Origin of the sequence: Polaribacter sp. Z014 (genome assembly GCF_023555435.1) — a bacterium.
Lineage (GTDB): Bacteria > Bacteroidota > Bacteroidia > Flavobacteriales > Flavobacteriaceae > Polaribacter.
Genome location: NZ_JALCZP010000114.1, coordinates 1 through 683, shown reverse-complemented (window position 1 = coordinate 683; position 683 = coordinate 1). Strand labels below are relative to the sequence as shown.

Here is a 683-nt window from a genome sequence, read left to right as displayed (position 1 = left end):
TAAAAGTTGTTATATATTTTAATAATGAAGTAGTTCTATCTAACACAATACAAGGAGAAAATATCTTAAAAAGAATTTATAAGTTATCAGAAAAAAAATCTGGAAACTATAAAGTTGTTATTAATTCTGATGACAGAACTTACGTTAAAGAATTTACAATATAAAAATTTAGTTAATTGTTTCGTTAAACTACTGCTATAGTTTAATGGTAAAAGCGAGTCCAAAAGGACTCGCTTTTTATTTGAAACACTTTTTTTTAAAATAAATAAAATTACCACTATTATATGCTATTTTAACTTAACAATAAATTAACATCAATCAATAGTGATAATATAACACATAATTGTACCAATTTTGATGTTTTTAAAACTTAATTACCACCATACCTTTATAGTGTTATTAATCATATAAATGACAAATAAAATGAAAATTAAAAAAATAATATTAGTTGCTTTAATGTTCGGAACATTAATAACTAACGCAAAGGACAAAGATAATACCAACTCTAAAGAAGCTAAGAGAACTGTTAAGGTTGAATTTACTAATGTAAAAAAAGGTCAAACTTTAACTATTAAAAATGCCAACGGTTTAACTGTATATAATAATGACATTCAAAATTCTGGAGACTATTCTAGAACATTTGATTTTTCTGCTTTAGAAGACGGAATTTACTCTGCTGAGTT

General features: G+C 23.9%; 1 protein-coding gene. It reads left to right on the top strand.

Translation table 11 applies throughout. The annotated features are described in order from the left end of the window. Positions 1–423 precede the first annotated feature (423 nt). Positions 424–683 (top strand): T9SS type A sorting domain-containing protein (locus MPF19_RS19145; protein WP_502925285.1); only part of this gene is annotated, 260 nt, incomplete at its 3' end.